The sequence below is a fragment of the Nevskia soli DSM 19509 genome (assembly GCF_000711955.1).
Classification (GTDB): Bacteria; Pseudomonadota; Gammaproteobacteria; order Nevskiales; family Nevskiaceae; genus Nevskia; species Nevskia soli.
In genome coordinates this window covers 131443-156889 of sequence record NZ_JONR01000007.1, presented here as the reverse complement: position 1 = coordinate 156889, position 25447 = coordinate 131443, and the positions used below count along the sequence as shown (strand labels likewise).

The window sequence follows — 25447 nt, the reverse complement described above, 5'->3', positions numbered from 1 at the left end:
CGTGTACCAGGAGAGGAGGCGAACAATCCTGCCTAGCCGCCGCGCGGCGACGGCGGAGACGGCGGCGAAGGCGGAGCCGGCGGTGCGGGGGGGGCAGGTGGTGCGGGCGGGCTCATCAGGCGGTCGATGCGCACGTCACCGCTGAAGGTGGACAGCTGCAGGTTGACGCCCTTGCCGTCGCCGAACACGAACTCCCGCTTCTTGCTGCTGGAATTGCGCGAACTGGAAGCAGCGGAAGCGGAAGCACTCTGCGGCAGGTCGCATTGCGCTTCGCCGCTGAAGCTCTTGATCATGGCGGTGCCGGACACATCGGTCGGCACATGCAGGGTGATGTTGCCGGAGAGGGTCTCGCCGGTCACCATTGCTTCCCGCAGGAACGAAGCATCCAGCCCCATGTCGCCGGAGACGGATTTGAGCTTGAGCTCGGAGAAGCGGCTGCCCTTGACCGAAAGGTTGCCGGAAACCGTTTCCACCGAAAGCTTGCCTTCCAGACCGCTCAGGTGCACGTCACCGCTGACCGTGTTGGCCTGGGTAAGCCTGGAGGGCGCGCGCAGGATCATGTCGCCGCTGACGGTCTGCACCGCCACCTGCTGCGACTGCACGTCGATGCCGACGTCGCCGCTGACGGTGCTGATCTTGACCGGACCGCGGGTGCCGCGCACCGAAGCGTCGGCGCTGACCGTTTCCAGCTCGACGCTCGCGCCCACCGGCACCATCAGGCGCAGGTCGCTTTCGCCGGAGTTGTGCGAATGCTTGGGCAGCTTCACCACCACGCTGAGGTTGCCGGCATCACCGGTCACTTCCAGGTGGTCGACGCCGTAGCCGAGGCTGCCGTTGATCTGAACCTCGTTCTTGTCCCAGGCATTGACCACCACGGTGCCGGAAACATTGTTGACATAGATCCTGCCGTCGCCGTTGAGCGGGTGACGTTCGTTGACCTGGCTGTCGTTGCGGCCGCCGGAGTCCTCGCTGGAATCGGCATCTTCATGGCGATGCTTGTGCGACTCCGGGGAAACCGCCAGGAAGGGCAGGCTGTTGAGCGCGGCGAGCTCGGTCAGCTTCTCGATGCGGGCCTGGTCGTATTGCTTGAAGGCCTTTACCCGCGCGGCTTCGGCTTTCGCCTCGGCCTGGACTTCGGCCAGGGCCTGATGATCGAGGGTGGCTTCGACCTGTGCGTCGTTCGCCCGCTCCTGCGCCGCCTCCAGCCGGTCCATCGCGGCCTGCCGGGCATCGGCCGCTGCTTGCCGCGCATCGTCGGCAATACGCTGCCGCTCATCCTGGCCTTCGGTTTCGCCGGCATAAGCCGGCGCCACGCAGGCAGCGGCGAGCAGGATGGCGAGCAACAGCTTCGGCTGCGCCCGGGTGAAAATCAGCCTGTTCATCGCGCGTCCGCCAGCACCACGTGCAGTTGTTCCTTCTGCTGACGGGTGGTGGTCAGCAGGCTCTTCAGGTATTCGCTCTCGGGATCGGCCGCGATGGCGCGCTTGAGCTGGTTTTCCGCGCTGTCCACGATCTTCAGGTTGGCCTTGACCAGGGCCCGCGTTTCCGGATGCATGCGGTTGGTGGCGGGCAGCAGGGAGTTGTCGGCGGCGGAAGCCATCACCGGCAGGTTGGCCGGGGCGTGCAGTGGGGAAGACTGGTGGTTGCCGCGCAGGCCCTGCAGGCCGATGGACGCGGTCAGCACCAGCACCAGCGAGGCGGCGATGCCGACCGCGGCGAGCCAGGGGGCGCGCTGCTGGCGGACGCGCTGCACGCGGATGCGGGAATCGATGCCGGTCCACAGGTCGCGCTGCGGGGCACAATCCTTCTTCAAGGCCGACAGGCCGGGAATCGGCGGCTGTTCATCGCCGCCGTGCGCATCCTGCATGCGCCGCTGTTCGAACTCGTTCATTCCAACCATCCTCTCATCAGGCGCCGCGCGCGGTGCAACTGCGCTTTCGAAGTTCCGACAGCGATGCCGGTCAGCGAGGAAATCTCCTCGTGCTGGTAGCCCTCGATGTCATGCAGCACCAATACCGTGCGCGCGCCGTTCGGCAAGCGTGAAAGCGCGCGCTCCAAATCCATCTTCAGGCCGGCATCCTCATGCTGCGATGGAATCACCGCATCGTTTGAGGAATCATCTTCCGTGCCGACCCCATCCTCGAAAGTGACCCAGCGCTTGAGCAGGCGGTGCTCGCCCAGCACCACGTTCACCGTCAGGCGGTGCAGCCAGGTGCCGAAACGGCTCTCGCCGCGGAAGCTGCCGAGCTTCTCCCAGGCGCGCACGAAGGCGTCCTGGGTGGACTGCTCGGCGCGCGCGGTGTCGCCGTGACACAGGCGGCAGCACAGGCCGTAAATCCGGTCGACGTGCAGTCGATACAGTTGCTCGAAGGCGCGCGAATCCCCGGCGGCGGCTTGCCGCACCAGCGCCAGGTCTTCGGAATCCACTACCGCGCTTCCGCTAACCACGCTCGCCGCCACGGCAGTCAAGCCGGCTTCCAGGGTGGGACATAGGGTTGCCGTCGTCATTTGCTATTCAGATACGCCAGCGCCGCGTAAGGTTTGAACCCCTTGCGCCCCGCGCCGGATGGCGTAGCCGCCCATGGCCGTGATTCTACGCCTTCCCGGGAAGTACCCACCTGAAATCATCGGCTTGCATGCAGAGCGGGGGGCGGGAGACGCATAATGGGCGACTCCCGCCGCCGAACCGACCCGTGCCCAATCCCCTCGTCCTCACCAGTTCGCTCGTGGCCAGCAGCCTGCGCGGCTGGCGCGGCACCGCCGCCTTCCGGCCGCGCACCGTGCAACCGGAGCAGCCGTTACGGTTGTATGAATACGAGGCCAGCCCCTATTGCCGGCTGGTGCGCGAGGCGCTGACCGAGCTGGACCTGGACGCGCTGATCCTGCCGTGCCCGCAGGGCGGCAGCCGCTTCCGGCCGGAAGTACAGGCGCGGGGCGGCAAGCAGCAGTTTCCCTACCTGGTCGATCCGAACAGCGGCCGGGAGCTGTATGAGTCGGCCGACATCATCGACTACCTCCGTGCCAACTATGGCGGGCGCGCGCCGGCCAGCCGGAGCCTGCGCGGCGTGGCGGTGGGCAGCGCCTTCCTCGCCGCCTGCGCCCGGACCAATCTGCGCAGCTTCCGCGGCTACAGCGCGCGGCCTTCGCGGGCCCCGGCGCAGCCGCTGGAGCTGTACAGCTTCGAATCCAGCCCCTATTCGCGCCCGGTGCGGGAACTGTTGTGCGAGCTGGAGTTGCCCTACCTGCTGCGCAACACGGCCAAGGCGCGCTGGGAGGACATGGGGCCGCCTTCGCTGCGCCGCAAGCTGTTTCCCGACCTGCCGGTGGAGGGGCGCAATCGCTTGCGCCTGCTCGAGCTGACCGGGCGGGTGCAGGTACCTTACCTGGTGGACGCCAATACCGGCACGGCGATGTATGAGTCGGACGACATCATCCGCTACCTGAAGCGGCAATACGGCGTCGCAGAGATCTGAACTTGGCTGATCCCGCTTCCCTGTTCGCAGTGGTGGCGGCCGCGCATGCCCTGGCGGTGATGAGCCCGGGGCCGGACCTGGCCATCGTCACCCGCCAGACCCTGGCGCACGGCCGCGCCGCCGGGCTGCGCACGGCGCTGGGCATCGCCAGCGGCATCTCGGTGCACATCACCTACGCCATGTTCGGCCTGGCCTGGGCGATTCAGCAGTACCCGCCGCTGCTGACGGGACTGCGTTATATCGGCGCCCTGCTGCTGTTGTGGATCGGCTGGGGCGCGCTGCGCGCAAAACCCTCCACCGGGGCGGTGCCGGTCGCCGCCGGTGCGCGCGCCGCGGCGCGCGACTTCGGCATCGGCTTCCTGACCAATGCGCTGAATGTGAAGGCGATGCTGTTCTTCGTCGCGCTGTGCTCGGCGGTGATTACCGTGGGCACCTCGGTACAACTGCGGCTGGCACTGGGGGCCTGGATGATTTTCGCCACCGGGCTGTGGTTCTGCTTCGTCGCCTGGACCCTGGGCCATCCGCGGGTGCGCGCGCGGCTGCAGGCTTACGGACACTGGATCGACCGGGTGATGGGTGCGATCCTGCTGGTGCTGGGTTGCGGCATGCTGCTGGAGGGTTTGGTCGGTTGAGCGACACGGCCGTGCAATCGCCCGGGGCGTAAAGTGCGGGACACACAACAGGCTTGAGGGGAGAACAGGATGGGGAATGTGAAGCTGAGCGCGGCGGAACTGGCCGTCACGGTCGAGGAAGTCGAGTTTCCGAGCCATGGCGTCACGCTGCGCGGCGGGCATTTCCTGCCGGCCGCCGGCGCGGGGCAGGAATCCCTGAAGAACGCCCGGGGCGAGTTGCCCTGCGTGGTCATGGCCCACGGTCTGGGCGGCACCCGCGCCGCCGGCCTGGAGCCGTTCGCGCGGCGCTTCGCCGCAGCCGGCCTGCACGTGCTGTGTTTCGACTACCGCTATTTCGGCAAGAGCGACGGCGAACCGCGGCAGTGGGTCAGCGTGGGACGGCAGTTGCAGGACTTCGCCGTGGCGATCGCTTATGCGCGCACGCTGCCCGGCGTGGATGCCAGCCGCATCGCCACCTGGGGCAGTTCGTTCTCCGGGGCGCATTCGGTGGCCGCCGCGGTAGCGGACGGCAAGATCGCGGCGGTCAGCTCGCAGGGCGCGATGATGGATGGCTTCGCCTCCCTGCTCAATCTGCTGCGCAAGGTCGGGCCGGTGCATGTGCTCAAGCTCACCGCCTTCGGCCTGGCCGATGGCATGCGCGGCGCGCTGGGGCTCGGGCGGGTGCGGATTCCGGTGGTGGGCATGCCGGGTGAGAACGCGGCGCTGACCACGCCGGATTCAAAGCCGGGCTATCTGAATATCGCGCCGGCGGACTGGCGCAACGAGATCACCTGTACCTGGGCGCTGGGACTGGCGATGTACCGGCCCAATACGATGACGCCGCGGTTGCCTTGCCCGGCGCTGTTCTGCATTGCCACCGGGGATGTGGTGGTGCCGCCGGGGGCGATGGAGGATGGTGCACGGCGCAGCGGCGGCAAGGTCGAGGTGAAGCGGTATCCCATCGGGCATTTCGACATTTATGTCGATGAGGGGTTCGAGAATGCTTCGCGGGATCAGACGGAGTTTTTTGTGCGGGTGTTGAAGGCGAAGTAAAAGCAGCGGGCGGTGCTTTCGCGGAAGGCGGGATTCGCTGCGCTACTCCCGCCCTACCATGCTGATTTGATGTGGGCCATATCTTGGGGCCATGAACACCGTAGTAGGGCGGGAGTAGCGCAGCGAATCCCGCCTGTCGCGTGCTCACTCAAATTCCAGCTTTCGAACCTCGTCTCCTGCCGCCCAATTCGAAGGGTAGATTCCGGCAGCCACAAACCGGTGAAAGCTGCTATGAGGCCAATCCGCTACCGTCCGCGCATGACCGTGCTTGACCGGATTGTGGTGAATGTAATCCGCGTGTCTTTCAAAATCTCGTTCATCACGAATGGCATGTTCCCAGAATCTCCGCTGCCAGATGCCGCGCTCGCCTTTGATCAGCCGTCGTTCCGATAACCGTTCCCCTCGCGCAATACCACGCGAGAAAGTCGATTTCACAGCATGCCAGCGGGATGAAAAATCCGCATCGTCCGGCGGCAGGGTCCAGATGCAGTGCAAGTGGTCCGGCAAAACCACCATGGCATCGATGCGAAATGGTCGCACGGCGCGGACGTTTGAAAGTGATCGGCGTAACAGATCGACATGCGCGGTCAATAGCTGACGTCGTCGTTCCAGAGTGGCAACAGTGAAAAAGAATGTTCCACCAGGGACGAAAGCTCGGACGTATTGCGACATGTCTGAAGTGTCGGCGCGGAAGGCGGGATTCGCTGCGCTACTCCCGCCCTACCCACGACGAGTCAAGCCCCATCACGTCGGCTTGGACAGGGCCCGCCACAACATCTCGAACAACACATTCGCCTGCTTGGTCAGCGACTCGCGCTGCCCGCGGTGGAAGTACATCTGCACCAGCCGGAACATGACGCCGAAGATGTAGTCGAGCAGGATCTTCTCGTCGACCTGGTCGTTGAGCACGCCCTTGGCGCGGCCTTCGCCGAGGACGCGGATGAAGGTGCCGAACAGTTCGGGGTTCTGGAAGGTTTCCTGCTTGCGCCAGGTATTGAGGTAGACCGAGCTCATCACCAGCTGCATGACCTTGGGATTGCGCTCGAAGAAGTCGAGCGAGACCCAGAACACCTTGCGGAAGCGCTCCTTGTAATCCTCGATGCCCTGCAGGTGGTCGATCATGCGGGTGCCGAGCTTGCCCATCCAGGTATCGAGGCTGCTGAACAGGAGGGCTTCCTTGCTGCCGTAATACTTGTAGATGGTCTGCAGCGAAACGTTGGCGCCGCGCGCCACCTCGATCAATCCGACGCGATGGAATTCGCGTTCCGAGAAGATATCCAGCACCGCCTGCTCGATGCGCAGGCGCGTTTCCGGATCGAGTTGCGAGCGATCCGCAACCGGCTGCATTTCGCGCTCCGCCGGCGCGCCGTTCTCATCCAAAGCCGTACCCATGTTCGTTCCCGAAGCGCGGAAGCGCAGTAATAGTAGTTACTAGAGCTGAATCCATGTGGCGCCACACCATACGCAGGCGTATTGACCTCGGCGTAGCATAGGATTATGCTCGCCGGGTCAAGATTTCTGCGCGGAGCGCCACGCTATCTTCGCCGCCAGCCTCGACTCGGGCTGCAGGGCGAGATGTAAGAGTAATATACATTACCGCCATCTTCAACCGCCCTCCCCCCCCAATACAAGCTATTCAACCCCAACGTCGCCCCAAGGACCGTCTCCCATGACCGAAGCTTTCATCTACGACGCCGTGCGCACGCCGCGCGGCAAGGGCAAGAAGGACGGCAGCCTGCACGAGGTCTCCCCCGTGCACCTGCTCGGCAACCTGTTCAACGCCGTGCAGCAGCGCAACCAGCTGGACACCAGCCAGGTCGACGACGTGGTGCTGGGCTGCGTCACTCCGGTGGGTGAGCAGGGCGCGGACATCGCGCGCACCGCGGTGCTGTACGCCGGCTGGGCGGAGAACGTGCCGGGCGTGACGCAGAGCCGTTTCTGCGCCTCCGGCCTGGAGTCGGTGAACCTGGCGGCGATGAAGGTGATGTCGGGCCAGGAAGACCTGATCGTGGCCGGCGGCGTGGAGAGCATGTCGCGCTGGCCGATGGGCTCGGACGGCGGCGCCTGGGCCATGGATCCGCGCATCAACCACCAGCTGGGCTTCGCCCCGCAGGGCATCGGCGCCGACCTGATCGCCTCGCTGGAAGGCTTCACCCGCAACGACGTGGACAGCTTCGCGGTGCGCTCGCAGCAGCTGGCCGGCAAGGCGCGCGAAGCGGGCTATTTCAAGAAGTCGGTGATCCCGGTCACCGACCTTAACGGCATGGTGGTGCTGGACCACGACGAGTTCATCCGTCCCGAAACCACGGTCGAAGGGCTGTCGACGCTGAAGCCCTCGTTCGAGCAGATGGGCCAGATGGCGTTCGACGCCACCGCCCTGCGCAAGTACACCACCATCGAGAAGATCAATCACGTCCACCACGCCGGCAATTCCTCCGGCATCGTCGACGGCGCCGCGCTGGTGCTGATCGGTTCGGGCGAGAAGGGCAAGTCGCTGGGCCTGAAGGCGCGCGCGCGCATCCGCTCGGTGGCGGTGATCGGCAGCGAGCCGACCATCATGCTCACCGGCATCGCCCCGGCGGCGCAGAAGGCGCTGAAGAAGGCCGGCATGGCGGTGAAGGACATCGACCTGTTCGAGATCAACGAGGCCTTCGCCGCGGTGGTGCTGAAAGCGGTGCGCGCGCTGGACATCGACCTGGCCAAGGTCAACGTCAACGGCGGCTCCATCGCCATGGGGCACCCGCTGGGCGCCACCGGCAGCATCATCCTCGGCACCGTGCTCGACGAGCTCGAGCGCACCGACAAGTCCACCGCGCTGATCTCGCTGTGCGTCGGCGCCGGCATGGGCATCGCCACCATCATCGAACGCGTCTAATCAGGAACAAGGCACCAGAACCATGGCCGACACCAATACCGCAGTGCGCTACGAGCAGGATGCCGACGGCATCGTGACCCTGACCCTGGACCTGCCGGGCCGTTCGATGAACGTGCTCGACGAGACCCTCACCCGCGGCCTCGCCGAGGCGGTGGCGCGCATCGAGAAGGATGCCGGTGTGAAGGGCGTGATCGTCACCTCCGGCAAGAAGGAATTCCTCGCCGGCGCCGACATCGAAGGCCTTTACAAGAACACGGACGTCAAATCCGTGTACGACATGGCAGAAGCCTTCAAGGACATCCTGCGCCGCCTGGAGAAGTCCGGCCGGCCGGTGGTCGCCGCGCTCAACGGCACCGCCCTCGGCGGCGGACTGGAACTGGCGCTGGCCTGCCATTACCGCATCGCGGTCGACAATCCCAAAGCCAAGTTCGGCCTGCCGGAAGTGAAGCTGGGCCTGCTGCCCGGCGGCGGCGGCACGCAGCGCCTGCCGCGCCTGATCGGCATCCAGGCCTCGCTGCCGCTGATGCTGGAAGGCAAGGAACTGCGCGCCGACCAGGCCAGGCAGCAGGGCATCCTCAATGAATTGGTGAAGGACGGCGCCGAAATGCTGGCGCGCGCCAAGGCCTGGTGCCTGGCCAATCCGAAGCCGGTGCAGCCCTGGGACGACAAGAAGTTCAAGTGGCCGGGCGGCGATTCCAAGTCCCCCGCCAATGCGCAGATGTGGGCCATCGCCCCGTCCATGGCGGACGCCAAGAGCCAGGGCAATTACCCGGCGCTGACCAACATCATGAGCTGCGTGTTCGAGGGCGGCATCGTCGATTTCGACAGCGGCTGCCGCATCGAGTCGCGCTACTTCGCCAACCTCGGCGTGAGCCAGGTGTCGAAGAACATGATCGGCACGTTGTGGTTCCAGCTCAATGCCATCAACAAGGGCAAGTCGCGACCGGAAGGCTTCGAAAAGTCCACGGTGAAGAAGCTGGGTGTGCTCGGCGCCGGCATGATGGGCGCGGGCATCGCCTACTCCTCGGCCAAGGCGGGCATCGAAGTGGTGCTGCTGGATGCGACCGCCGAAGCCGCCGAGAAGGGCAAGAGTTATTCCGCCGGCCTGCTCGACAAGGCGATCAAGAAGGGCCGCGAGACCCCGGCCGGCAAGGGCGTGTTCCTCGACCGCATCAAGCCGACCGCCGACTACAAGGACCTGGAAGGCTGCGACCTGGTGATCGAAGCGGTGTTCGAGGATCGCGCCATCAAGGCCGACGTGACGAAGAAGACCGAAGCGGTGATCCCGGCCACGGCGACCTTCGCCTCCAACACCTCGACCCTGCCGATCACCGGCCTGGCCAAGGCCAGCCTGCGGCCGGACCAGTTCATCGGCCTGCATTTCTTCTCGCCGGTGGACAAGATGCCGCTGGTCGAGATCATCCTCGGCGAGCAGACCTCCAAAGCGACGCTGGCCAAGGGCTTCGACTACGTGCAGCAGATCAAGAAGACGCCGATCGTGGTCAACGATTCGCGCGGCTTCTACACCTCGCGCTCGTTCTCGACCTACGTGATGGAGGGCCTGGCGCTGCTGCTGGACGGACAGCATCCGCGTTCGATCGAGGTGGCGGGCGTGCAGGCCGGCATGCCGGTCGGCCCGCTGGCGGTGCACGACGAGGTTTCGATGTCGCTGTCGCTGCACGTGATGGAACAGACCCGCAAGGACTTCGCCGCCGAGGGCAAGACCTACACCGGTCATCCCGGCGAGAAGGCGGTGGTGCTGATGGTCAAGGAACTCGACCGCCCGGGCAAGAAGGCCGGCAAGGGCTTCTACGAGTACCCGCAGGGCGGGCAGAAATACCTGTGGCCGGAACTAAGCAAGTACTTCCCGTTGTCGAAGGACCAGTTGAGCCAGCAGGAATTGATGGACCGTTTGATGTTCGCCCAGGCCAACGAGGCGGCAAGGTGCTACGAGGAGAAGGTGGTCATGACCGTGGCCGATGCCAATATCGGCTCGATCTTCGGCTGGGGCTTCGCACCCCACCAGGGCGGGGCGCTGCAGTTCATCAATGCCTACGGCGTGGACAAGTTCGTCAAGCGCGCGGAAGAGCTGGCGGCGAAATACGGCCCGCGCTTCAAGCCGGCGGCGATCCTGGTCGAAATGGCCAAGGCCGGCAAGAGCTTCACGTAATGTTTTAGTTGTTGCCGCGCCGCATGAGCGGTGCGTATGAAACGAATTCCGGAGTAGACGCCATGTTTGGATTGTTGATGAACTGGATGAAGGCCAACAAGATCCTGCCGCAGATCTCGGATACCGAGCGGCAGGCCCTCGAAGCCGGCAAGGTGTGGATCGACGGCGGCTTCTTCGCCGGCAAGCCGGATTTCAGGAAGATCCTGGCGGAGAACTACAACAAGCTGTCGGCGGAAGAGCAGGCCTTCCTCGACGGACCGGTGGAAGAGCTGTGCCGCATGGTCGACCGCTACGACATCGGGCGCACCAAGCAGATGCCCGAGGAGATCCTCGCGTTCATCAAGAAGTCCGGCATGATGGGCTTCCTCATTCCGAAGCAGTACGGCGGCAAGCAGTTCTCGATCCTGGGCATCAGCACCATCATGGCCAAGATCGGCCCGGTCAGCGCCACGGTGGGTACCTTCGTGGTGATCCCCAATTCGCTGGGCGCCGCCGAGTTGATCATCCATTACGGCACGCAGGAGCAGAAGGACAGCTACCTGCCCAAGCTGGCCGCCGGCGAGTATGTGCCCTGCTTCGGCTTGACCGAGCCGACCGCCGGCTCCGACGCCGCCTCGATCAAGGCCGAAGGCCTGGTGTTCAAGGACAGCGACGGCGAGACCAAGATCAAGCTCAACTTCCGCAAGCGCTACATCACGCTGGCGCCGATCGCCAATCTCGCCACCATCGCCTGCCGCCTGCACGATCCGCAGAACCTGCTGGGCAAGGGCGAGGACGTGGGCATCACCTGCGTGCTGGTGCATCAGGGCACGCCGGGCTTCACCAACGGCGATCACCATGATCCCATCGGCGATCCGTTCTACAACGGCCCGCTGATCGGCAAGGACGTGGTGGTGCCGGTGAAGAACATCATCGGCGCCGAGAAAGGCGCCGGCCAGGGCTGGCGCATGCTGATGGAACAGCTGGCCGGCGGCCGCATGGTCAGCCTGCCGGCCGGCGCGGTCGGCGGCGCCAAGGCGGTGGCGGCCGTCACCGGCCCCTACTCGATGGTGCGCCAGCAGTTCGGCATCTCCATCGGCCGCATGGAAGGCATCGAGGAGAAGATCGGCAAGATCGCCGCCCTCACCTACATGCTCGACGGCGCGCGCGTCTTCGGCTGCTCCGCGGTGGACAGCGGCATCCAGCCGCCGGTGGTGTCGGCGATCATGAAGGCCTACACCACGGACCTCGCGCGCGAACTCACCGCCGACGGCATGGACGTGTTCTCCGGCTCGGGCGTGATGCAGGGCCCGAACAACATCCTCGGCATGGGCTACAAGTCGGCGCCGGTGGGCATCACCGTGGAAGGCGCCAACATCATGACGCGCACCCTGATGGTATTCGGCCAGGGCGCCACCCGCTGCCATCCCTACGCGCTCAAGGTGGTCCAGGGCGTGGAGGAGAACAATGTCGCCCTGTTCCGCAAGAACCTGGTGGGCTGGATCGGCCACTTCATCCTCAACATCCTGCGCAGTTGGGTGCATTACCTGACCCGCGGCCTCACCGCCGGCTCGCCGGTGAGCGGCCCCACCGCCCGCTACTATCGCCTGATGAGCTGGAGCGCGACACGCTTCGCCGTGCTCACCGACCTGGCCATGTTCACCATCGGCGGCAAGCTCAAGGTGCGCGGCAAGCTCACCGGCCGCTACTCCGACGCGCTGGCCTGGATGATCCTGGCCACCGGCGCGCTGCGCCGCTTCGAGGCCGAAGGCCGCAAGCAGGAAGACCTGCCGCTGGTGCATTACTCGGTGCAGTACGCCCTGGCCAGGGTGCAGGAAGCCTTCGCCGGCATCTACGCCAATTTCGGCGGCGGCCTGCTCGGCTTCTGGCTGCGCACCGTGGGCACGCTGTTCCTGCGCATCAATCCGGTCGGGCACCTTCCCGGCGACAAGCTCGGCAACCAGGCCGCCCTGGCGATCCAGTCGCCCAGCGAGCAGTACCGTCGCCTCACCAACGGCGTGTTCATCTCGCCGGACGAGAGCCTCGGCACCGGCCGCCTGATCAAGGCGTTCAAGCTGCTGGCCCAGGCCGAGCCGGTACTGGCCAAGATCCATGCGGCGCAGAAGAACAAGCAGCTGCCGCGCGGCGCCGCCGAGGAACTGGCTCAGGATGCGGCCAACCAGAGCATCATCAGCGCCGAGGAAGCCGCCCTGCTGCGCAAGGCCAGCGCGGCACGGCTGGAAGCGATCGAGGTGGACGTGTTCACGCCGGAGCAGTATTTCGGCGTGGTCGCCAAGAACGGCGGCCTGCAGCTGGGCGAGGCCCCGCAGCTGAAGCGGGCCGCCAACGGCTGAGCCCGGCTCGAAGAAAAGAAGCCCGTCGCGGGATACCCGCGACGGGCTTTTTATTTGAAGCTGGAGAAGCAGCCGCGCCCCGCTTGTTTCAACAGTCCGCGCCAGGGACGGCGCGGTGCTTGGACAGGACGTCAGTCGTTCAATTTAAAGTTGATCGGCATGCTGAGATCGACTTCCGCGTTGTTCGGCTGGTAATCGCTGGGCAACGGCGCGAAACGGCCGATGCGAGAAAATACTTCGAGCGCCTCGCGATTGAGCTGAGAGTACGGACTGCGCTGCTGCATCTCGGCACGGACCACGGTGCCGTCGCGGCGCAGCCTGACCTTGACCAGGATGTCGCCTTCCTCCCCGGACTGCAGGGAGTCCTGCGGATAGTGCAGGTTCTGCCGGACGTTGCCGGTGGCTTCCCGATACCAGGTCGACCAGTCCGGACCGCTGCGGGTCGGCGTGGCGGCACTGGCAACCATGGCCGGCGCGGCGGCGGCCTGCGCCTCCTTTTCCTTGCGCAGCCGGTCCACCTCCGCCTGCAGTTGCCGCAGATGCTCGGCGGCCTCGAGTTCCGCCTGCGAAGGCGCCGGTGGCGCCGCAGCTGCCGTGGCGGCCGTCCTGCCGCTGGCGGCAGAGCTGGTTTTCGTTTCCTGCGCCGCCTGCTCCCGCTGCGTCTGCAACTGATCGCGTGCCTCGGCGACCTTCTTTTCCTTGGCCATCAGGTCGAGCGCCAGGCGGTCGAGCCCGGCGTCGCCCTGTGCCGGTGCGGGCGCAGCCGCCGCGCTGGGGGTATCCGCAACTGGCGGCACCGCGGCCGCCGGTGCGGGCGCTGCGACCGCTCGGGCCTGGGACGGCGGCGGCGGCGCCGCCGCGGTCGGCTGCTCCATGGCGCCCTTGGAGTCCAGCAGGAAATAGCCGCCGGCCGCGGCCGCGATCGCCACCACGCCGATCAACAACGGCAGCTTGGAGCGCGACCGGGGAGCCGCACGCGGAGCCAGGGAGGGAAAGCCTTCGACAATCGGCTCCCGCTCCTCGGAGCCCGTACCCTGCAAGGCATTGCGCCAGGCGGCTACCGATTGCGGCCGCTGCTCGGCGGGCAGGTGCAGGGCTTCATCGATGGCGGAGGCGAGGGCCTCGGAGCAGCGCACCCGCGCTTTCATCGCCACCGGGGCCAGGGCCGGGCCGCTGGCGCGGCTGCGCGCATCCGGCGGCGCTTCGCCGGTGATGACGCGGTAGGCGGTGGCGCCGAGCGCATAGAGGTCGGTCCAGGGACCATGCGGGCCGGCCATGTAGAACTCTTCGGGCGCGGCGTAAGGCGGCGTGCCGGCGCTGAACACGGTGCGCGCCTTGAAGCGGATGGGCGCCCGCAGCACACCGAATCCGGTCAGCACCGCGCTGTCGTCCGGCCGCACCAGCAGGTTTTCCGGGCGGATGTCCCGGTGCAGCAGCCCCACCGCATGGGCCTGCTCCAGGCCGGCCAGCACCGGCGTCAACAAACGGCGCAGTTGCGCCTCGCCCAGTACGCCTTCGCGTTCGACGATGGCGGCCAGGGTCTCCCCGGCAACACGCTCGGTGACGTAGTAACCGGTACCGTTGGCTTCGAACTGCCGCAGCACGCGCACCAGCCCGGGGTGATTGAGTTTCTGCAACAGCATCGCCTTGTCGAGGAAGCTGCGCAGCCAGAAACGCAAAGGGGTGCGATCGTCCACCTCCCGCGCCCGGACCACACCATTCTCGCGCACCGCGAACTCGTGCGGCAGGAACTCCTGGATGGCTACCTCGCCACCGACGCCGTCTCGGGCCAGGTAGGTAATGCTGAAACGTCCTTGCTCCAGTACGCCGGCGATTTCATACGCATCAAGCCGCGTACCCGCCGCCAGAGGCGACGCAGTCTGCGCAGTACTCATTGTGACTCCCTTTCCCCGCCGCGCCCCGCCGTATGTTTCGGCGATTGCACGGCTGCCGGCGGTCCTGTGGATCCGCCGGCATCACGCTTGGTTGATGTGCCGATGCCATGGGGGGAGTCCGCCTGGGCGGACCCGCCGGCCGGGTACCGGAACCTTGATATGCCTGTATTTCAGGGTTGCAACAATCTTGCCGTCAAGTGGCGGCGCCCGCCGCCCACGTAAAGTTCTGGCGCAATGGCCAAAACCCACACCAAATGCGCAGATTCGAGCGTGGCGACGGGCGTTTGGTTACGATGAGCGCCTCAGGAACGGGCTCTGGCAAAAACCCGCCCGCTTCACCAAATTCCCGAAAAACCTCCAAAAAGTCGAGGAGACGATGAGCGAAACGCTGAACCCGGTGCAGATGCTGCTTCACAGGGCACAAACCACGCCGAATACCCCCTATCTGCACCAGCCGCGCAAGGGCGTCTGGCAGACCTATACCTGGGCCGAAGTGGCCGAGCAGTCGCGGCGCATGGCTGCCGCGCTGCAAGCGCTGGGCGTACCGGCCGGCAGCGCCATCGCCATTACCGGCATGAACACCGCGCATTGGTTCATGGCCGATTTCGCCGCCGGCATCGGCGGCTATGTGGGCGTCGGCCTGTACCCGAAGCAGTCCGAGGACGCGGTGCGCTTCATCGTGGAACACTGCGAGGCCAAGGTGGTCTTCGTCGGGCCGATGCCGGACGTGGACAGCTTCATGTCCTGCCTGCCCAAGGACGTGATCCGCATCGCCCTGCCCTATCCCGGCGTGCCCGCCTGCGAACATAACTGGGATGACCTCATCGCCAAGCACGCGCCCCTGGCGCAGCCGGCGCCGCGCCAGCCGGACGATCCCTGGAGCCTGATCTACACCTCCGGCACCACCGGCAATCCCAAGGGCGTGATCGTCACCGAGCGCAACCTGATGTTCACCATCGCCGGCGCGGTGAAAGCCATGCCGGCGCGCCCGGAAGGCGAGCATTTCCTGTCCTACCTGCCGCTGGCGCACGCCTTCGAACGCGGCGCGGTGGAAAGCGTCAGTGTCTACCTCGGCGCGCAAGTATGGTTCCTGGAAAACCTGGAAAAGCTGGGCGACACCCTGAAGGAAGTGCGGCCGACCCGCTTCTACGGCGTGCCCCTGGTGTGGACCCGCATCCAGGGCCAGATCCTCAAGCAGCTGCCGCAGAAGAAACTCGACAAGCTGCTGAAGATTCCCCTGCTGTCCGGCTACATCAAGAAAAAGGTCCGCAAGGGCCTGGGCCTGGACCGCTGCTGGCTGCGCGTCAGCGGCGCCGCACCGCTGCCCGTGCCGGTGCTCAATTTCTACAGCAAGCTCGGCATCGATATCTACCAAGGCTACGGCATGACCGAGAACTCGATCTACGCCAGCGTCAACCTGCCCGGCGCCAACCGCATCGGCAGCGTCGGCAAGCCCTACGCCGATTCACTGATGCGCATCGGCGACGGTGGCGAGATCCAGAACAAGCATCCCGGCGTCACACCCGGCTACTACAAGGACCCGCAGAAAACCGCCGAGCTGTTCACCCCGGACGGCTGGCTGCACACCGGCGACGTCGGCCGCCTCGACCAGGACGGCTATCTGTACATCACCGGCCGCGTCAAGGAAATCTTCAAGACCCTGAAGGGAAAGTACGTCACGCCCGCCCCGATCGAAGGCGCCTTCAGCAGCAACAACGATATCGACCAGATGTGCCTGGTCGGCTCCGGCCTGTTCCAGCCGATCATGGTCCTGTCGCTGACCCCCGATGCGGCCAAGAAGCCGCGCGAGGTGGTGGAGAAGGAACTGGTGGCCACCATGGAGCAGGTCAACGCCGCCCTGGAAGCGCACGAGGCCATCGCCAAGATCTACATCTGCAAGGATGCCTGGACCATCGACAACAACCTGATGACGCCGACCATGAAGGTGCGGCGCAACGAGGTGGAGAAGCGGTTTGGGGATGCGTTGCATGCTTGTGAGAACCGGCGGGATGTGAAGGTGGTTTGGGAGGCTTAGGCTGCTTCTTGCATTACGCATGCGCCTCAACAAATACATCAGCGAAACCGGCATCTGCTCCCGCCGCGAAGCCGACAGCTGGATCGAGCAGGGGCGCGTCAGCATCAATGGCAAGCGCGCCGAGCTGGGCGCGCAGGTCAGCGAGGGCGACGAGGTCCGGGTCAATGGGCGCGTGGTGGGGGCGAAGAAGCGGCAGGTCTACATCGCGCTGAACAAGCCGGTGGGCATCACCTGCACCACCGAACGCCACATCGCCGGCAACATCATCGACTTCGTCAACCACCCCGACCGCATCTTCCCCATCGGCCGCCTCGACAAGGATTCCGAAGGACTGATCCTGCTCACCAACAACGGCGACATCGTCAACGAGATCCTGCGCGTCGAAAACAAGCACGAGAAGGAATACATCGTCACCGTGGACCGCCCGGTGACGGCCGACTTTCTCGACGGGATGGCGAAGGGCGTGCGCCTGCCGGAGCTGGAAACGACCACCAAGCCCTGCCGCACCAGCCGCGTCGGCGACCGCGTCTTCCGTATCGTGCTGACGCAGGGGCTGAATCGCCAGATCCGCCGCATGTGCGAAGCCTTCGGCTACGACGTGCGGCGTCTGCAACGGGTGCGCATCATCAATCTGCGCCTGGGCAACCTGAAGGTCGGGGCCTGGCGCGACCTGACGGCCGAGGAATTGCGCGGGCTGTTGCCGGGGCGCGAGTTCTGAAGCGGGCGGCGCGAACTACTCGCAGCGCCGCGCGATGGCCGAGAGCAGCTTGCCCAGCAGCACCAGGTGCTTGCCCAGGATGGCCTTGCCGGTGGTGAGCAGGGCAGCGGAAATCTCGCGCTGCGGATCGGCCCAGCCGAGGATGTTGATGAAGCCGAGATGGCCGTAAGCCTGCGCCGTATCCGGGCCGTAGAGGCCGAAGGGATTGGCGCCGAGCATCATGCCCTCGCTGTAGCGCATCGGGATCATCAGCATGCGATCGACCGACAGGCGGCCGCGCGGCGCCACGGCCCGCGCCACGGTTTCGGGCTTGAGGATGCACCGGCCGTTCCACACGCCGCCATCGAGCAGCATCTGGAAGAAGCGCGACAGCTCCTCGGCCGTGGAGTAGATGTTGCCGGCGGGGATCACGGCATCCATGAAGGTCTGCGAGTTGGATGCTTCCACCACTTCGTCGAACGGCGCCAGCAGGGCGCGCTCCACCACCTTGGATAGCGGGAAGCGCACCGGCGGCCCGGCAACGTAGTTCACCGCCACCTGGCCGCGGTACTGCGCCGGCAATCCGTAGGTGAAGTGCTTCATGCCCAGCGGCTGGCGGATGTGCTGATCCAGGTACTCGCGCAGGGACCGCCCGGTGACCCGCTGCAGCAGCTCGGCCAGGATGAAGCCGCCGGTGATGGCGTGGTAGGCCAGCTGGCGGCTGTGGGTCTGCGGCGCACGGCAGATCAGCTCGATGACCCGGTCCCAATCATTGAGCAACTCGATCTTGCGCTCGGCCTTGGGCAGGGCGATGGAGGGGAAGCCGCCGCGGTGCGACAGCACATCCGCCACCTTGATGCCCTGCTTGCCGGCCTGGCCGAACTTGGGAAGGTAGCGGCTCACGGGGACGTCGAGATCGATGGCGCCGTCTTCGGCCAGCTTGTGGATCAGGATGGCGGTGACGGCCTTGGACGCGGAGAACAGGCACACCGGCATCTCCGGCGTGAGCAGCATGCGATGGGCATCGTGCAGGTCGCGCGGGCCGCCGCCGAAGACGTGGCCGATGCTGCGGTTGAAGACGATCTGGCCGCGCCGCCGCAGGCACAGGCTCATCGCCGGATGCGCGCCGGAGCGGTACAGGGCCTGCACGGCGTGCCAGATCTCGCGGGCATCTTCGCGGGCCAGGCCGGCGCGCGGTGGAAACACCTCGTGCGCGCGGTCGATGGTGGTCAGCGCGCGCAGATCGTGGGGGACCACGATGCTGTGCTGCTGCCGGCGGAACACTGGCATTGGCCTGCTCTCCCGATGGGCTTCTTGGAGCCCTGGATGCGATGGTGCCGCGCCGGTTGCCGGCGCGGCGTTTCTTATGTCAGGGGCGGGCGATCAGGCGGTCTGCAGACGCAGCAGGCGCACGCGCCGGCGCTGTAGACGCAGACTATGCTCCAGCGCCTGGAAGCGGCGCCGCGCCTCGCTATGCTCCCACTGTCCGGCGATCTGCTTGCGCGCGGCATCGATGCGCTCGGCCTGCAGCTTCTTCCACTCGTTGAGCGTGACGGAGAAGGCCTCCATCTCGTGCTCGAACAGCTTCTGCAATTCGGCCAGGCGGCCCGGATGGCTGCAGGCGCGCAGCTTTTCCTGGGTGCGCTCGAACTGGCGCTGCAGCATGGCGCGCTGGATCTTGAACTCGGGCACGCGCCTGAGGCCGCGGGTCACGCCGACGGCGGACCAGCCGGCGATCCACCACTTGGTCGGATCGAACTGCCACCAGCGCACGCCGTTGCGGTAATCCCACTGGAACAGGTGATGGAAATTGTGGTACCCCTCGCCGTAGGTGAACAGGGCGATGATGTCGTTGTCGCGCGCGGTGTTGTCGGCGGTGTATGGGCGGCGGCCCCAGTAATGGGCCAGCGAGTTGATGAAGAAGGTGAGGTGGTGGTTGACCACCAGGCGCAGCAGGCCGCCGATCAGCATGAAACCCCAGGGATCGTCGAAGGCAGCGCCGACCAGGGCAGGGAACGCGATGTTCATGCCCAGCGCCAGGCCCAGGTAATGCCGGTGCTGGAACGCCACCAGCGGATCCTGCTGCAAGTCGCGGGCATTGCTGAAGTCCAGCGCGCTGCTGGGATAATTGCGCAGCATCCAGCCCATGTGGGCGTACCAGAAGCCGCGCTTGATCGAATACGGGTCGTTGTCGATATCGTCGACGTTCTTGTGATGCACGCGGTGCATCGAGGCCCAGATCAGGGTGCTGTTCTGCAGCGACATGGCGCCGAACAGCATGTAGAAGAGGCGCAGCGTCCAGTGCGCTTCATAGGCGCGGTGCGACCACAGGCGGTGGTAGCCGGCGGTGATCGACAGGCCGGTGGCCCACATGGTGAAGGCGAAGAAGATCCAGGGCCCGGCGCCGAGATGGTGGCTCCAGGCATACCAGGGCAGCACCGTCAGGGCGCCAACCGTGGAGATGGAAAACATGATGACGGCGGGGGTGTTGATGGAAGCCTTGGGGGCTTCCGCGACAGCATCGGTCATGTATGGACTCTGGCGGCATCCAGGCCGCATGCGGCAAACAATCGGGGTCGATTGCGAGGGCTATTGGAGCATGCCGCGGGGCGCGCCGCCAATAGTCAAAACTCACTGGAAGCGAAGGCACCCGTCGAGCGGTCAAGCGGGGCCGGACCACCGGGGCCGGCCGGTCCGGGAGATCCGCTCCGGCAGACCCTTCGCCCATAAAAAAAACCGCGGTGATTAGCCGCGGTTTTTCTAAGCGGTGCTGCTTGGGTTACAGCGGGCGAATCTGAGTCGCCTGCATGCCCTTCGGGCCGCGCGCAGCTTTGTACTCAACGCGCTGACCTTCCTTGAGGGTCTTGAAACCCGTGCCCTGGATTTCCTTGAAGTGGGCGAAGAGGTCTTCACCACCATCCGACGGCGTGATAAAGCCGAAGCCTTTCGCGTCGTTGAACCACTTCACGGTACCAGTAGAATTATCTGCCATACGACATTCCTTTTACGATAAAACAAATGATGGACGGGCGTTAACCCGGGTGTGCAAGCGATCAAGGAGGTGCCGGGAGACATTACAAAGCGCCGCTTTGGGAAGCGGGTAAAGGACCGCGGTACGGACTGCTTGAAACAATTGCGGAGAGCACTCTACCCCGTTCTTTGGCCGCTGTCGAATCCCTTACGCCCCGGGGACTTTCCGGGCTGAAGGCCGCAAAGCAGGCGGGGGCGCGCCTTGCGGGCCGCCGGCATGGCCCCGGCACAGGCCGGGCGGGCCGGAGCAGGCGCCTTCCTTATATAAGGAGCGCCGGCATCGAAAATCCGCAAAAAGGGATGGCAGACAGGCGCGGCCCGCTCCGGCTCGTCATCGGCCACTCCAGCAGACGCAAAACATGAGGACTAATTCATATTTTGCGCCATCCATCGGTCATGACCGTCCTCCGATCCACCTGACGCAGAGTTCCGCCGTGGTTACGGTGTCACATGCCCATGACTACCGGATCTGGATCGGCAAGGATGCGTATGCCAGCAACAGACGGCTTGGCCTTGGTACAACACTCGGGGCGTTCCCTGCGCCCGATCTGGAGCCTGTACCCCGGCGGCCGGCGCCTGCGCCTGTCCTTGCGCGAGCCGCGCGGCTTTGGACCGCCGCTTCCGGCAACCGTCGATATCGACTGGATCTGCGAGGAAGACCAGATCGTGTTGCGCGACGCCGAGCTGCACCGCGCCCTGGCCCGCGCCGGCATTGTCCGGGACGGCTACAAGCCGCTGCTGAGCAATCACGGCACCCTGATTCTGGCCCGACTCACCGCAATGGAGCTCGAGCGCCTGCCCGAGCAAGTCTGCGAAACCGGGCTGGCGCACCAGCCCGCCTAGCCAAGGCTGAGCGTTTTCATCCGCCGGCGGTCCTCCCATAGGCCTGGAAAATACCGGCAGGCTGATCCTTCCCCAAAACGCACTATTCTGGTGCAGACTACCCGCTCGGAGGGTAGCGCCCGGGAACATCCCAGGAAAACCCCAAAACCACATCAACAGGCTCTTTTAGGCCGCAAAGTGCAAGAAAGCGGCAATCGGCTGAAACCCTCCGCCAGGGCATCTTTTTCCACTTTCATGCAGGGTTCTCCACCACCACTTCGGTCTTCACCGAATTGGCCAGGAAACAATCGTCGTGCGAACGATGGTGGAGTGTGTCGATGTCGGCGGCACTCGGATGCTTGTCGCCGCTGAAGCTGATGCGTGGACGCAGCGTCACCTTCAACATCGCAGTACGTCCTTGCGCATCCCTGCCCATGGTGCCGACCGCCTGGTCCTCGTAGCGATCGACAACGAAGCCGCGTTGCGCCGCATAAGAAAGGAAGAACAACATGTGGCAAGACGACAGCGCTGCGATGAAGGCCTCTTCCGGATCGACGTTGGCTTCCGCCGACATCGGCAACGGCACCACCTTGGGAGAACTCGAAGCCGCCACCACCACGCCGCCATCGAAGCGCCATTGATGCGCGCGCGAGTAGCGGTTATCGGTGTACTTCTCGTCATTGTTGCGCTGCCACAAGACCGTAGCGAAATAATCGTGCTTGCCGCCGCTCATATCCGCTCCTGATTTATCCGAGGCGTTGCGGTGATAATGCACCGTAAACAACGAGGGGGGAATCAGCATGAGCCAGCCATCCGGGATGCCGGACATCCGCGCACCGCGCCTGCACCTGCTTGCGCTGGAGCTGCGCGTGTTCGCAGAGATGCCCTGGTTTCTGCTGCGCAGCCTGAGCATCCGCGGAATGCCGGCCGGCGACGGCCACCCGGTGATGATCGTGCCGGGCTTCGGCGCGAATGATCTCACCACGCTGCCTTTGCGCCGCGCATTGAATCAACTGGGTTACGCGGCTTACGGCTGGGATCAAGGCACCAACTTCGGCATGCGTCCCGCGCTGAAGAACGCTTTGACGCAGCGGCTGGAGAAACTCAGCTCCGAACACCAGTCGCCGGTGAGCCTGATCGGCTGGAGCCTCGGCGGCGTGTTCGTGCGTGAGATGGCGCGGCATCAGCCGCAACTGGTGCGGCGCGTATTCACGCTCGGCAGTCCGATCAATGGACGCCCCGACGCCAACAACATGCTCGCATTGTTCCGTCTCGCCAATCGCGGCAAGCCGGTGAATCTCGACTGGGAAGGATTTCGCAAACGCACAACGCCGCCGCCGGTGCCATGCACCGCGATCTACTCGAAGAGCGACGGCATCGTCGCCTGGCAGTGCTCGATGGAAGACCCCGCGGCGAACACGGAATGCGCGGAAGTGCGCGGAAGTCACTTCGGATTGGTGGTTAACCGCCAGGTGCTGCGCGTCATCGCCGATCGCCTGACGCGCGTTTAGGCCCTCATCGCGGCACAAAAATCAAGTCTTCAAAATCGCAAAAAACCCAGTATCCACCGCATGTTTTGAGCAATTGTGCAAGCGGGGACGAAACATTTTTTTGCGGACGGGAAAATTTCGCCTTCTGTGCCTTGACAGATTTTCGTCTACTAGATCTTGTGTTTTTTCTCAAGCTTTGCCACTATGGGTCGTGGCCCGTGACTGTCAGCGATGGGCGTTGATAGCACTAGCCATATTTTGAAGTTGGGAGGTTCCCATGCCCGCTGCGAAGAAGGCTGTGAAAAAGAAGGCCGTTGCCAAGAAAAAGGCTCCGGTGAAGAAGGCTGCCGCAAAGAAGAAAAAGAAGTAAATCGGCGTTTGCCCCGATCTTAAGGCCCGGCGCCCCAGACGCCGGGCCTTTTTTATTGCCCGCGATTTCCTCCTGTAATTCCCCGTAACTTCCGGCGCAGCGGCGCCGACGCGGCCCTCGCCACCACTTCCCATGGGTCCGAAGCGGCCAGCCCGCCCCGCGCTTGTTTATGATGAGCGCCCGACCCCGCTCTGGCCGCCCATGCAACGCGAACGCCCGTTTCCCGCCGTAGCCAACGCCGATCTGGCCACCTGGGCCGTCGCGGCGGGGTTCCTGGTGCTGATCATGCAGCTCAAGCTGCTCTCGGGCCTGCTGTCGGCACTGCTGGTGTACGAACTGGTGCATGTGTTGGCCGACCGCTTCAAACTCAGCTCGATCAGCCGCAACAACGCCAAACTGGTGGCGGTGGCCCTGCTCACCGGCACCGTGGTTCTGGCACTGACCCTGCTGATCATCGGCGTGGCCTCGGCGCTGCGCCATGGCAACGACAGCCTGCCGGCGCTGCTGCAAAAGCTGGCGGAGATCCTCGACAACTCGCGCCAGCGGCTGCCGGAATCGCTGAACGACTACCTGCCGACCGACGCCGACGAACTGCGCGAAAAGCTCACCGGCTGGCTGCGCGCGCATTCGGGCGCGGTCGGCGGCGCCGGTGTCATTGCCGGCCGGGTCTTCGCCCATATCCTGATCGGCATGGTCATCGGCGCCCTGCTGGCCCTGCGCGGCGACAGCGGCAAGCTGGCCGAGCGCGGCCCCCTTGCCGCGGCCATCGCCGAGCAGGGCGCGAAGCTGAGCGAGGCGTTCCGCCGCGTGGTCTTCGCCCAGGCCTGGATCGCCGGCATCAACGCCGTCTTCACCGCGATCTACCTGATGGTGATCCTGCCGCTGTGCGGCATCCACCTGCCGCTGACCAAGACCATGGTGACGCTGACCCTGTTCGCGGGGCTGGTGCCGATCGTCGGCAACCTGATCTCCAACTCGGTCATCGTCATCGTCAGCCTGAGCAGCTCGCTGCCGGTGGCCGTGGCCTCGCTGGCCTTCCTGATCGGCGTGCACAAGCTGGAATATTTCCTCAACGCGCGCATCATCGGCTCGCATATCCGCGCCAGGGCCTGGGAGCTGCTGGTGGCGATGGTGCTGATGGAAGCGACCTTCGGCATTCCCGGCGTGATCGCCGCACCGATCTTCTACGCCTACTTCAAGAACCAGCTCGCCGAAAAGGGCCTGGTCTGAAACTCCTTATCTCCTTGTTGAAGCTCGCATGAACCAGCCCCCCGCAGCCGACGACATCCCCCATCCCCACGATTTTTCCGAGCAGCTGATCCGGCAGGTGTTGTCCGACCTGGATGGCGTGCTGCTGGACGGCGAGACGCCAGCCGACGAAGCCTTTGCGGTGCTGGCCGCTGCGGCGACCACCGGCCGGACCCGCGGCGGCGCGCTGATCCTGCTGCTGCGCGCGGCCCTGTCCGCGCACCACGCACTGGTGTTCGGCCGCGCCGACAACAACGGGGAATTCGAAGCGGTATCCGACGCCGATGCGATCGAGGCACTGAGCCGGCTGTTGCCTGCGGCTGCGGCACAGGCGCCCGCGCTGCTCAAGGCAGCGAGCGCGCTGGAGCATTACGTGGCCGCCGCGGAGCCGGGTGTGCCCGCTCCGCACCAGACGCTGGCATTGGCGATCTACCGGCTCTACGAGGGCCTGCGCAACGACGACGAAACCCTCGGCGGCCGCGGCCTCGTGGAATTGCGCTCACTTGCCGTGCACCTCGATGCCACTGCCGCCATGCTCGACCAGGGGAGCGTTTCGGCCGAGCCGCTGCGCGTGATCCGCCCCGATCGCTTCCACGATTACTTCCTGCGCTTCACCACCCTGGCGCAAACCCGTGACACGGCCAGCGAAGAGCGCGCCGTGGCGGCGCTCAGCCGCGATGGCCGCATCGAAGCGCTGATCACCGAGGACGCCACGCACCCGATCATCGCCGCGGCGTTGCAAGTGCACGAGGCCGTCAGCGGCGATGCCAAAACCAAGGATCACGTGCTGGCACGCATCCGCGGCCTGCTGGTATTCCTCGCCGCGCTGCGCAAGCGCCCCCGCGAACAGGTCGGCGACGCCGTAGCCGATCCCAATGTGCACCTGAGCCTGGTCATCGCCGCGGCAACCGCGCCGCTGCGCCTCGGTGCGGAATTCGAGTTTGCGGCACTGGCGCAGATCGCGCGCTACAACCAGGCTTTGTTGCGGGGGGCGCAGCAGGCTTCGCGGCGGGCGCACTAGCGAGGCACTATCGTACCAATCGGTATATCCATCCCGCGCGGCGATGAACCGAATTCGCACATCGCATCCACTGCCCTTGCTGCTGAAAGACACAGTGCGCTGGAAGCAGGACGGGGCGCACCACTTTGATGCGCGCGGATTACATTCCTTACAAAATCATTACAATTCAATAAGTTATTGCAGTACCGTGACAGCGCGCCTAAGATCGAAGCGTTCGCGTGCAATCGTTGGATAGACGTGGCTTGGCAGGTCTTTCGTCTTCAGGGATTCGATTTTTCTCGCGGCCCCTGAGGATTCCGGAACGGCCTGGAGCGTCTGAACCCG

Annotated in this window: 22 protein-coding genes; 12 read left to right on the top strand and 10 right to left on the bottom strand. The window is 65.2% G+C overall.

Annotated elements, in window-relative coordinates:
• Positions 1 to 32: 32 nt before the first annotated feature.
• Genes BP26_RS27275 through BP26_RS0104045 form a run of 3 tightly spaced genes read right to left on the bottom strand, consistent with a single transcriptional unit; the run spans position 33 to position 2508 of the window.
• Entirely contained in the window at positions 33 to 1382 is a 1350-nt protein-coding gene (locus BP26_RS27275; RefSeq protein ID WP_051748241.1) for a DUF4097 family beta strand repeat-containing protein, read from the bottom strand.
• Positions 1379 to 1891 (bottom strand): hypothetical protein, encoded by a 513-nt coding sequence (locus BP26_RS0104050; protein ID WP_029919302.1) that lies wholly within the window; start codon positions 1889 to 1891, stop codon positions 1379 to 1381. The genes BP26_RS27275 and BP26_RS0104050 overlap by 4 nt, the downstream gene beginning before the upstream one ends.
• Positions 1888 to 2508 (bottom strand): RNA polymerase sigma factor, encoded by a 621-nt coding sequence (locus BP26_RS0104045; RefSeq protein WP_084182784.1) that lies wholly within the window; start codon positions 2506 to 2508, stop codon positions 1888 to 1890. Before BP26_RS0104045 ends, BP26_RS0104050 begins: the two co-directional genes overlap by 4 nt.
• Positions 2509 to 2693: 185 nt before the next feature.
• Between BP26_RS0104045 and BP26_RS0104040 the strand changes: the two genes are divergently transcribed.
• The 3 genes from BP26_RS0104040 (at position 2694) to BP26_RS0104030 (ending at position 5137) form a co-directional block, all read left to right on the top strand.
• A complete protein-coding gene (locus BP26_RS0104040) occupies positions 2694 to 3473 on the top strand; it encodes a glutathione S-transferase N-terminal domain-containing protein (protein WP_029919300.1) in 780 nt (259 codons plus the stop codon).
• A gap of 2 nt (positions 3474 to 3475) precedes the next feature.
• Positions 3476 to 4105 carry a LysE family translocator gene (locus BP26_RS0104035; protein WP_036516118.1) on the top strand — a complete coding sequence of 210 codons (630 nt, stop codon included), beginning with the start codon at positions 3476 to 3478 and terminating at the stop codon, positions 4103 to 4105.
• Between the two features lie 69 nt (positions 4106 to 4174).
• Positions 4175 to 5137, top strand: a complete 963-nt coding sequence (locus BP26_RS0104030; protein WP_051748239.1) for an alpha/beta hydrolase — start codon at positions 4175 to 4177, stop codon at positions 5135 to 5137.
• A gap of 144 nt (positions 5138 to 5281) precedes the next feature.
• On the opposite strand, the gene BP26_RS28270 is transcribed toward BP26_RS0104030, so the two are convergent.
• Complete coding sequence (locus BP26_RS28270; RefSeq protein ID WP_084182782.1) at positions 5282 to 5809, bottom strand: REP-associated tyrosine transposase; 528 nt, start codon at positions 5807 to 5809, stop codon at positions 5282 to 5284.
• A 72-nt stretch (positions 5810 to 5881) separates the two neighbouring features.
• Positions 5882 to 6529: a TetR/AcrR family transcriptional regulator gene (locus BP26_RS0104020; protein WP_245611700.1), complete on the bottom strand. Its 648-nt coding sequence runs from the start codon at positions 6527 to 6529 to the stop codon at positions 5882 to 5884.
• Positions 6530 to 6806: 277 nt separating this feature from the next.
• On the opposite strand from BP26_RS0104020, the gene BP26_RS0104015 reads away from it, so the two are divergent.
• From BP26_RS0104015 to BP26_RS0104005, 3 genes are all read left to right on the top strand, one after another.
• A complete protein-coding gene (locus BP26_RS0104015) occupies positions 6807 to 8012 on the top strand; it encodes an acetyl-CoA C-acetyltransferase (RefSeq protein ID WP_029919296.1) in 1206 nt (401 codons plus the stop codon).
• 22 nt (positions 8013 to 8034) lie between these two features.
• A complete protein-coding gene (locus BP26_RS0104010; protein ID WP_029919295.1) occupies positions 8035 to 10182 on the top strand; it encodes a 3-hydroxyacyl-CoA dehydrogenase NAD-binding domain-containing protein in 2148 nt (715 codons plus the stop codon).
• A gap of 62 nt (positions 10183 to 10244) precedes the next feature.
• On the top strand, positions 10245 to 12515 hold the full coding sequence (locus tag BP26_RS0104005) for an acyl-CoA dehydrogenase (RefSeq protein WP_029919294.1): 2271 nt from the start codon (positions 10245 to 10247) through the stop codon (positions 12513 to 12515).
• A 131-nt stretch (positions 12516 to 12646) separates the two neighbouring features.
• Here BP26_RS0104005 and BP26_RS0104000 read toward each other — a convergent pair whose 3' ends face one another.
• The gene (locus BP26_RS0104000; protein WP_029919293.1) at positions 12647 to 14410 is read right to left on the bottom strand and encodes a TonB family protein; all 1764 of its coding nucleotides are present in this window, start codon (positions 14408 to 14410) and stop codon (positions 12647 to 12649) included.
• Between the two features lie 376 nt (positions 14411 to 14786).
• Between BP26_RS0104000 and BP26_RS0103995 the strand changes: the two genes are divergently transcribed.
• Both BP26_RS0103995 and rluF read left to right on the top strand, forming a co-directional pair.
• Positions 14787 to 16445: an AMP-binding protein gene (locus BP26_RS0103995; RefSeq protein ID WP_051748237.1), complete on the top strand. Its 1659-nt coding sequence runs from the start codon at positions 14787 to 14789 to the stop codon at positions 16443 to 16445.
• A 19-nt stretch (positions 16446 to 16464) separates the two neighbouring features.
• Positions 16465 to 17163, top strand: a complete 699-nt coding sequence (gene rluF / locus BP26_RS0103990; RefSeq protein WP_029919291.1) for a 23S rRNA pseudouridine(2604) synthase RluF — start codon at positions 16465 to 16467, stop codon at positions 17161 to 17163.
• A gap of 15 nt (positions 17164 to 17178) precedes the next feature.
• Here rluF and BP26_RS0103985 read toward each other — a convergent pair whose 3' ends face one another.
• From BP26_RS0103985 to BP26_RS0103975, 3 genes are all read right to left on the bottom strand, one after another.
• Positions 17179 to 18432, bottom strand: a complete 1254-nt coding sequence (locus BP26_RS0103985; RefSeq protein ID WP_029919290.1) for a serine hydrolase domain-containing protein — start codon at positions 18430 to 18432, stop codon at positions 17179 to 17181.
• Between the two features lie 93 nt (positions 18433 to 18525).
• On the bottom strand, positions 18526 to 19671 hold the full coding sequence (locus BP26_RS0103980) for an acyl-CoA desaturase (RefSeq protein WP_029919289.1): 1146 nt from the start codon (positions 19669 to 19671) through the stop codon (positions 18526 to 18528).
• Positions 19672 to 19921: 250 nt separating this feature from the next.
• Positions 19922 to 20134 carry a cold-shock protein gene (locus BP26_RS0103975; protein ID WP_029919288.1) on the bottom strand — a complete coding sequence of 71 codons (213 nt, stop codon included), beginning with the start codon at positions 20132 to 20134 and terminating at the stop codon, positions 19922 to 19924.
• Between the two features lie 527 nt (positions 20135 to 20661).
• Between BP26_RS0103975 and BP26_RS0103970 the strand changes: the two genes are divergently transcribed.
• The gene (locus BP26_RS0103970) at positions 20662 to 21015 is read left to right on the top strand and encodes a hypothetical protein (RefSeq protein WP_157572345.1); all 354 of its coding nucleotides are present in this window, start codon (positions 20662 to 20664) and stop codon (positions 21013 to 21015) included.
• A gap of 232 nt (positions 21016 to 21247) precedes the next feature.
• Here the strand turns inward: BP26_RS0103970 and BP26_RS0103965 are convergent, their stop codons facing one another.
• Entirely contained in the window at positions 21248 to 21727 is a 480-nt protein-coding gene (locus BP26_RS0103965) for an OsmC family protein (RefSeq protein WP_029919286.1), read from the bottom strand.
• Positions 21728 to 21794: 67 nt separating this feature from the next.
• Between BP26_RS0103965 and BP26_RS0103960 the strand changes: the two genes are divergently transcribed.
• From BP26_RS0103960 to BP26_RS0103945, 3 genes are all read left to right on the top strand, one after another.
• Positions 21795 to 22505, top strand: a complete 711-nt coding sequence (locus BP26_RS0103960) for an esterase/lipase family protein (RefSeq protein ID WP_029919285.1) — start codon at positions 21795 to 21797, stop codon at positions 22503 to 22505.
• Positions 22506 to 23055: 550 nt separating this feature from the next.
• A complete protein-coding gene (locus BP26_RS0103950; protein WP_029919284.1) occupies positions 23056 to 24084 on the top strand; it encodes an AI-2E family transporter in 1029 nt (342 codons plus the stop codon).
• Between the two features lie 28 nt (positions 24085 to 24112).
• Complete coding sequence (locus BP26_RS0103945) at positions 24113 to 25123, top strand: hypothetical protein (protein WP_029919283.1); 1011 nt, start codon at positions 24113 to 24115, stop codon at positions 25121 to 25123.
• Positions 25124 to 25447 lie beyond the last annotated feature (324 nt).

What these genes read in the sequence shown, in the direction of transcription:
- BP26_RS27275 (WP_051748241.1), bottom strand. Translation starts at nt 1,382, where the DNA reads ATGAACAGGCTGATTTTCACCCGGGCGCAGCCGAAGCTGTTGCTCGCC.
- BP26_RS0104050 (WP_029919302.1), bottom strand. Translation starts at nt 1,891, where the DNA reads ATGAACGAGTTCGAACAGCGGCGCATGCAGGATGCGCACGGCGGCGAT.
- BP26_RS0104045 (WP_084182784.1), bottom strand. Translation starts at nt 2,508, where the DNA reads ATGACGACGGCAACCCTATGTCCCACCCTGGAAGCCGGCTTGACTGCC.
- BP26_RS0104030 (WP_051748239.1), top strand. Translation starts at nt 4,175, where the DNA reads ATGGGGAATGTGAAGCTGAGCGCGGCGGAACTGGCCGTCACGGTCGAG.
- BP26_RS28270 (WP_084182782.1), bottom strand. Translation starts at nt 5,809, where the DNA reads ATGTCGCAATACGTCCGAGCTTTCGTCCCTGGTGGAACATTCTTTTTC.
- BP26_RS0104020 (WP_245611700.1), bottom strand. Translation starts at nt 6,529, where the DNA reads ATGGGTACGGCTTTGGATGAGAACGGCGCGCCGGCGGAGCGCGAAATG.
- BP26_RS0104015 (WP_029919296.1), top strand. Translation starts at nt 6,807, where the DNA reads ATGACCGAAGCTTTCATCTACGACGCCGTGCGCACGCCGCGCGGCAAG.
- BP26_RS0104010 (WP_029919295.1), top strand. Translation starts at nt 8,035, where the DNA reads ATGGCCGACACCAATACCGCAGTGCGCTACGAGCAGGATGCCGACGGC.
- BP26_RS0104005 (WP_029919294.1), top strand. Translation starts at nt 10,245, where the DNA reads ATGTTTGGATTGTTGATGAACTGGATGAAGGCCAACAAGATCCTGCCG.
- BP26_RS0104000 (WP_029919293.1), bottom strand. Translation starts at nt 14,410, where the DNA reads ATGAGTACTGCGCAGACTGCGTCGCCTCTGGCGGCGGGTACGCGGCTT.
- BP26_RS0103995 (WP_051748237.1), top strand. Translation starts at nt 14,787, where the DNA reads ATGAGCGAAACGCTGAACCCGGTGCAGATGCTGCTTCACAGGGCACAA.
- rluF (WP_029919291.1), top strand. Translation starts at nt 16,465, where the DNA reads ATGCGCCTCAACAAATACATCAGCGAAACCGGCATCTGCTCCCGCCGC.
- BP26_RS0103985 (WP_029919290.1), bottom strand. Translation starts at nt 18,432, where the DNA reads ATGCCAGTGTTCCGCCGGCAGCAGCACAGCATCGTGGTCCCCCACGAT.
- BP26_RS0103980 (WP_029919289.1), bottom strand. Translation starts at nt 19,671, where the DNA reads ATGACCGATGCTGTCGCGGAAGCCCCCAAGGCTTCCATCAACACCCCC.
- BP26_RS0103975 (WP_029919288.1), bottom strand. Translation starts at nt 20,134, where the DNA reads ATGGCAGATAATTCTACTGGTACCGTGAAGTGGTTCAACGACGCGAAA.
- BP26_RS0103970 (WP_157572345.1), top strand. Translation starts at nt 20,662, where the DNA reads ATGCCAGCAACAGACGGCTTGGCCTTGGTACAACACTCGGGGCGTTCC.
- BP26_RS0103965 (WP_029919286.1), bottom strand. Translation starts at nt 21,727, where the DNA reads ATGAGCGGCGGCAAGCACGATTATTTCGCTACGGTCTTGTGGCAGCGC.
- BP26_RS0103960 (WP_029919285.1), top strand. Translation starts at nt 21,795, where the DNA reads ATGAGCCAGCCATCCGGGATGCCGGACATCCGCGCACCGCGCCTGCAC.
- BP26_RS0103950 (WP_029919284.1), top strand. Translation starts at nt 23,056, where the DNA reads ATGCAACGCGAACGCCCGTTTCCCGCCGTAGCCAACGCCGATCTGGCC.
- BP26_RS0103945 (WP_029919283.1), top strand. Translation starts at nt 24,113, where the DNA reads ATGAACCAGCCCCCCGCAGCCGACGACATCCCCCATCCCCACGATTTT.